Source organism: Paenibacillus alkaliterrae, from assembly GCF_021532375.1.
In the GTDB taxonomy this organism is placed as follows: domain Bacteria; phylum Bacillota; class Bacilli; order Paenibacillales; family Paenibacillaceae; genus Pristimantibacillus; species Pristimantibacillus alkaliterrae.
On record NZ_JAKGAP010000054.1, the window covers coordinates 20,071 to 27,243 of the forward strand.

The following is a 7,173-nucleotide window of genomic DNA, read 5'->3' on the forward strand; positions in this document are numbered from 1 at the left end:
ATAGACGATTTAATAGACTAAAACAATGGTCAGTTTGGGGCATTTTAAGCTGTTGTTTAAAAAGTCTAAAAAACGATCGTTTTTTAGACTGCCACCGCACCGCACCGCACCGCATTGCATTACATACAAACCCAACACCATATTGATGATTTGGTGTTGGGTTTGTTTGTATTACCCTAAATAGCAAGGGTATCTTACTTACCCTCGTCAAACCTCTATATTTAGAAACACTATACGTTAACTTTTAGGTGTGACATTTCGTCCAGCTGCTGCTTGTACTTCTGATTCAGTTAACTCTTCTTCTGTTATTAATTGCTGTATTTCCTTGTAAAGTTGTTTTAAGTGAAACTCAGAAATATCTAAGATTGGTTCATACATAAATGAGTTCAAGTGAATATTTTCTGGAGTCATCAAATTCACTCTTTCGATAATTTTGACACTTTTTTCATCATCATGAAACTGCTCCTTAAACTTTTTAAAGAGAGTAGCAGTTTGGTTTTTCCTAATTCCTGAAACGAACACTTCGTTATTAATTTTATTAATCATATATACTTCTGCATTTAATCTTATGGCAATAGACAAAACAATCTTGTTTTCTAAATTAAGACCTATTTCAGTTTCTGAGTTAATAATCTCATCTGCTACTTCAAATATCAAATCAATTATTCTTTTATCGTGATTTTCTAAATTTAGAGTATCCATGTCTCTAAATATGCTCTTATAAATCTCCTCTAAATCCTTCACCGTTATAGAAGTGCTATCAGTTTTCATGTGCAGAACTGATGTCAGTCTATTAAAATTCTCAGTATCACCAATATGTTCAGAGATATTTCTAGCAAATGTAATTGTTGCTACTAATTTAGCACTATCATTCAAGTTATTTTTCCATTCACTGAACGGATTGCTGATATGTTTATACCTTAGAGTGACTAGGGATATTTTCTCCTTTTCTTTTATAGCCATATATGAATTTGTGAATTTATTACCATACATAACTCTATCCTGGACTGTACGGAAAAAGTCGAAGTTGTGAGTTAATACAATTGAACAGAAATTGCTAGATTCAGATATTTCCTTTAGATACTCGATTATTGCATATTTATTCTTATAATCAAATGAATCCGCTATATCATCAATAATAAATAAAGTGCGTATCCCTAGCTTTCTTCTTGATTCTATTTCAAAAATAATATTCAAAAGATATAAAGCCCTTTTTTCGCCTTGACTTAGTACCTTTAATAACAAATCGCCGTTAACGTCTTCGATATTTCCCTCAATATCTTTATAGCAATATTCCACACTTGGAGCTTCATCTTTGAGGACTGCATCCTCTTTATTTTTCACATTCAATGTATATGGTACATAAAATCTTCTATTAAAGATTTCAATTACATCTTCCCATGCAGTTTTTTCACTCCGTGCTTTGTTAATTATTTTTTTGATATCAGCTTTACCTCTTTGATATTCATCCATAAGATTTTGATAGAGAGGGATATTATTCTTTAAATATGATATCCATAACTTCTGTCTAAACTGTTTCAAATCTGAAAGTTCAGGCAATATAACCCTATTCTCAAACAAATACTCTCTAAACTCTCTTAATGAGGCTGTTGTAATTCTCTTATCAATCTCTTCAAATATCTTTTTTAATGAATTATCTTGCAGAATTTTTTCTTTTTCATCGTCAATCATTTTTATCAGATCTTTTTCTGAATGTATTTCCGTTTTTGCCCCATTAACATTTAAATTAATAGTATGTTCCGCTTTAAAAAAGCCATTCTCATTTAAGTTCTTATGAACAGTTGCAGCATGATAATGGTTAAATTCTTTTCTTAGAAATGTTGAATTACTAACTAATTCATTATATTTTTCAATATATTTTTGAATTTCTCTGCGAATATCGCCTGTTTCAAGAAAAGCCAATACCTTTTCATCAAATATCTTTTTGTAAACAATCTGATTATAAAGAAACGGAGTTCCATTAAGTATCTCTGCAGATAGTTGTTCTAAAACAAGCAGTAAATTTTCACCATTAAAAGAAGCTGAAATTTCTTCCTCTATACTATTCCTGATACCTGATGCCTTTTTCAACTCTTTAATCAGTTTGTCTTTCTCTATATCTATGTTCTCATGAATTTCAGCATACTTTTTTCTTAATTCTTCCCTTACTAATAGAGTTGACATTTTATCTGACTTATATGAGGATTCTAATGGTCGTATAACAAAAATAGATTCTCTCTCAACATCATTTCCGTCCATATCTGTAATCTTACGCTTAGAAACTCGATTTTTATATATCAAATCCTTTGATTCAGAATCTTTACTGTAATCATCAAACACATTTGCAAAAGATGTTTTCATTACTCCGTTTGGAGCGTAAATGATATGGGTAGATTGTTGGCCTGTAAAGTCGAACTGGCCTTCAAAACTCTTTATTCCATAACAATTCTCTATTTTCACATTAACTTTCTGCAAATTTCTTCCTCCTAATAATTAATTGTTCATTATTATTGAAAGATTCTAATAATAACTTATAATCGCATACTTCGACGTAATTCCATCATTTTCCTGCAAACTCAAAAAAGAACAAGCGTAGGAACCTGTTCCTTTGTTGAATTATTCCTGTTTGTAGAGTAGAGAACTGAAATTTCATTGGAGGGCGAAAGCCCTCTTCTTTACTGTTCCAGTTCCCCCTTCATCAAACCGGACGTGAGGTTTTCCCTCATCCGGCTTTCCGATGTTCTTCTTTCTTCCGCGTTACGGTACTTTCCTAGCCTACAAGTTTCTTTAATCCAGAATGCCCGGCAACAATCCCCGCTAGTCTGGAATTACTGTGCTTCTTACGACGGTTTCGCTTCTTATTCCAGAACAGCGTCAGTCTTTTCCGAATGTACCAATCGATTTTATTCAGGAATTGATCTGCAAAGGAATCCATTGCATAGTAATTTCTCCACCCTTGTATTTTGGGGTTGAGCTCCTTGACCATTTGGTTCATTGTCCAGAATAGTCGGTTACGTGGCTCCGTGACTTCCTTTACCTTTTCCTTCATCTTCTTCATGGCTTTCTTCGAAGGATAGCTTCGTAGAATGTAGCGTGCTTGTCCTTTGATCTGTTTTGGAATTTTTCGGTGATGCATGCCTAGAAAATCGAATCCCACTTTATCGTCCCATAGGTTGATCAGCTTGGATTTAGACGTATTCATCTGCAATTCAAGCTTACCGAATACAGCTTTTAGCACGTCAATCGACTTTAGGGCTTGCTCTTTGGTTTTGCAGAGGATAACCAGATCGTCCGCATAGCGGACGAGTGTACCCAGTTCAGTGAATTTTCTTTCCCAGATCGTGTCGAGGTAATTCAGGTAGATGTTTGCAAGTAACGGACTAATGACTCCACCTTATGCAAAGAAAGAAACTATGCAAAGTAAACCTCAAAAAGCCAGCAAATACGGGATTTTTGTTTCATTTACTTTGCATAGTATCCGAAGCTACAACTTCCGAAAGCCAAGAAAGCAGCGCCTGACAGATCCTGGATTCAGTCTGGTAAGTAGCTATTAATGGAAAATTCAAGAACATCTTGTTTAATGTTCCCGCCTAATAATTGTTTTTTGCACGGTGCATGCTTGGTGTAAGCGTTATGCTCTCACCCTCATTTTCGGATACTATGCAAAGTAAATCACATCAGATCGTTGTAACGACGGGCTTTTGTGTCAATTACTTTGCATAGTTACTTTCTTTGCATAAGGCGGTCTATGCAAAGCTTTGCATAGCCCACCCTGGGGGCTTCCGAGTTCGGTTTCGTAGAACTGATCATCTTTCACGAATCCTGCCTTCAGCCATTTCCTTATGAGTTTGAGTATTCTTCTGTCACTGATTCGCTGCTCTACAAGCATCATCAGCTTCTCATGCGGGATATTGTCAAAGTATCCGGCGATATCCACATCAACGACCCAGTAAACGCCTTTCTTTACCTCGCGCCGGATGTGTCGGATTGCTCCTTTTGTATCCCGTTTCGGACGGAATCCGTAAGAAAAATCCTTGAAGTCCGTCTCAAAGATCGGTTCAATTACCATTTTCGTTACCATCTGCACCACACGGTCGCGTATTGCGGGGATACCTAGCGGACGGAATTTTCCATCTCCCTTCGGTATCTCCTTGCGTCTTGCTGGCAAAGGGTGATACGATCCTGAGATTAATTGTTCCCGTACCTCTTGGACGAACCGCATTTCCCCGTATTCGTTTGCGATCTGATCAATAGTGATGCCATCGATTCCTCCACTGCCCCGGTTTGCTTTTACTCGTCTCCACGCTTCCCAAAGCAGATCTTCCCGATATAGCTTGTCGTAAAGAGCATGAAACCTTCGCTTCGGATTTTCCTTGGCGGCAAGATATAGCTTGCCTTGAAGTTCTTGAGCTTTTACTTTGGCGTAGTTAGCAGGTTTGACTGCATTCACTCACTCGTACCTCCTTGACTTGCTTGAACAAAGCAGGGGTTCTTCCCTCCATGAGGTTTTGTTGTCCTCACTTCATTGGTACTACCACCCCCTCCGACTCCCTTCCCGCAGCTCGCCACTTCACCTTTCGGGCTTATAGGTCCGCTCTCTACGAGAAAAAAAATCTCGTGCGGGGGAGGGTCTCCCTAGTTCCAAGCACAACTTTCACAACATGCCGATCCCCATACACCGGAGAGTTCTTCTGCGCTGCACTTCCAAGGTCTTCACGCATTCCATGGTCTTCGCCCAAAACATCGGGGCTCGACTCTCTCTTGTCCTTTTCAGGTCTTTTTTGACGATGCGGCAGGATTCACTTGATGTTACGGCCTGCTGATTTGCTCGCACTCCTCGCGGAGTTACTTTGTCACAGGGCTTCAGCCTTAGAATCTCTTCACCAGCTGCCTGTCAGCTACGAGGCGACTTGGTTCTTACCTCGATTGAACTTTCATCAATGAGTTGTGCCTAGCTTGGCTAGGCGCGCACGAAAACAAAAACAGCCGGGCAGAAATAGACCTTCTGCCCGGCTGAATTTTTTATGGTAAAAGAGATTATCTTACTACCTCGCGAGGAAAGAGATTACCTAGATATAGAAGCTGAAATTTGATTTGCACGATTTCTTTTCTTTATTCATTATATGGCTCAATGTGGATGTGTACATGAGATATACTATGAGTTTTTAAAACCCTATTTTCAATACGTTCAGTAATTTCATGGCTTTCAGTAACATTTAAATGATGATCTACACCAATAGTCGCATCGACTAGAGTACTATTACCGTGTATACGAGCCTTAATATCAATTACCTTTTTAACCCCGGTTGTATCATTAATTGTTTTTTTAATCATTAAAAGTTCTGTATCATCAAAGCCATCTGTGAGGGCATGAGATGAGTCATGAAATATCCCCCATGCTGTTTTACAAATAAGACCTCCCACTATGCAGGCTGTAAAGGGGTCAAGCCACGGTAATCCAAATTGTGAACCAAGAATGCCGACAAAAGCGCCAATGCTAACTAAAGCATCAGATCGGTTATCTTGAGCCGCCGCCATCAGAGCATTACTATTTATCCTTTTTGCTAATCTAACATTGTATAAGTAGACGAAATAAATAACTATGGAACAAAAGAGGGCTGTCCACGCCGCAATCATATTAGGTGATTCGATTACAGGAACTTTAAACTTTAATACCGCTTGATACAGTACTTGCAATCCTACTGCAAACATTATAAAGGACGCAATTAAGGCAGCTATAGTCTCAGCACGATAATGCCCATAACGATGGTTATCATCAGGTGGTTTACGTGAAATTCTTAACCCTACCAATACGGCTAGGGATGCAATAATGTCAGTTGAGTTATTTAATCCATCGGCCAGTAGTGCTTCAGAACTTGTCATATGTCCTATCGTTAATTTTAATACTGACAAGCAAATGTATGCAATGATACTCAACCATGCACCCTTTTCGCCTTCTTTTATGTCATAATACGTTTTGTTCAATATCGTACCCCCACTCACTATTTACTACTCATAACAATCGTACACGACGAAACTTGAGTGGGTCTACAGAAACAGTTTTGTGCATATCTTTAAAATTAACAATTAGCAAAGAGTGTTTCCCTGATGCAAAAAAAACATTTTTTTATTTTGCAATCCAAAAAAGGCACGAAATATTATTTCGCACCTTTTTAATATTAATTTTAGCGTTATTGAGAAGATACATCACTTAGGGATTCTTCGAAATTTTCCATCCATTTTTTTAGAGAAACATCGTAAGTATCTATCACTAAAATGTTCTTCTCATTTGTGTTATTGGACAATTTTACTAAATTATACTCCTGTTGAGTCTTAACTAATACCATTAATAAACAACCTTTTGTTTTACTAGACTTTATTAACTTTTGTTTTGCGTCCTCTAACAGTTCATTTTGTTTCTGAATCCGAACCGATATAGGCTTTCCTAAATAATTCACTTTTAAAAAGCCATCAATTCCGCTATTGCGTTGTACTGGAAAAGCATCTAGGCTTTTCAAAATAGCTATTTCATCATCAGTTCTGCCAATATACTTATCTTCCCCTTTCTGAAGCAGGAGGGATTCTGTCTTTATTGGTTGTTCCAATCGTTGGCTCGTTAATGAAATAGCATCTGAAGAAATATCTATACCAATGAATTTTCTCTTTAAGATTTTCGCCGCTACTAAAGTAGTCCCACTCCCGCAAAATGGGTCAAGAACCGTATCATTTTCATCAGTAACAATTTTGATAATCTGTTCTAACAATAATATGGGCTTTTGTGTTGGATAGCCTGTTCTTTCCTTGGCTTTAGGATTTAAGTAAGGAATGCTCCAAACATCAGTCAGGGGGACTCCCTTCTTTTCTTTCCCTAGGATAACTTGCCCCTCACCATCTCTTTTGTAAACCGATTTGCCGTTTTCATCTCTAACTCTATCCTGCAAAATCTGGTCGATGTTAGTAGTAGGAGAATAGTCAGTAAAAATCGTATTAAATTTAAAATCTTCAGTCTTGCTATAAAAGTAAATTGTCTGATGAGAACTGAGCAATCCTTTTTTTGAGTTTGACCATCGCTTATAAGACCATATAATTTCACTTCGAAAATTATTCATATTAAATACTTCATCTAAGAGAACCCTCAGATAATGTGACGCTGTCTTATCACAGTGTAAAAAA

At 37.3% G+C, this 7,173-nt stretch carries 5 protein-coding genes; all 5 read right to left on the reverse strand.

Annotated features, from left to right (window positions below; genetic code table 11):
* Window positions 1-237: 237 nt before the first annotated feature.
* Window positions 238-2,475: an ATP-binding protein gene (locus tag L1N85_RS19815; RefSeq protein ID WP_235240780.1), complete on the reverse strand. Its 2,238-nt coding sequence runs from the start codon at window positions 2,473-2,475 to the stop codon at window positions 238-240.
* Between the two features lie 295 nt (window positions 2,476-2,770).
* Complete coding sequence (locus L1N85_RS27685) at window positions 2,771-3,385, reverse strand: reverse transcriptase domain-containing protein (RefSeq protein ID WP_328285249.1); 615 nt, start codon at window positions 3,383-3,385, stop codon at window positions 2,771-2,773.
* Between the two features lie 321 nt (window positions 3,386-3,706).
* Window positions 3,707-4,450, reverse strand: a complete 744-nt coding sequence (locus L1N85_RS19825) for a reverse transcriptase domain-containing protein (RefSeq protein WP_235240781.1) — start codon at window positions 4,448-4,450, stop codon at window positions 3,707-3,709.
* A 662-nt stretch (window positions 4,451-5,112) separates the two neighbouring features.
* Window positions 5,113-5,985, reverse strand: a complete 873-nt coding sequence (locus tag L1N85_RS19830; protein WP_235240782.1) for a cation diffusion facilitator family transporter — start codon at window positions 5,983-5,985, stop codon at window positions 5,113-5,115.
* 206 nt (window positions 5,986-6,191) lie between these two features.
* Window positions 6,192-7,173 (reverse strand): DNA-methyltransferase (locus tag L1N85_RS19835; RefSeq protein ID WP_235240783.1); only part of this gene is annotated, 982 nt, incomplete at its 5' end.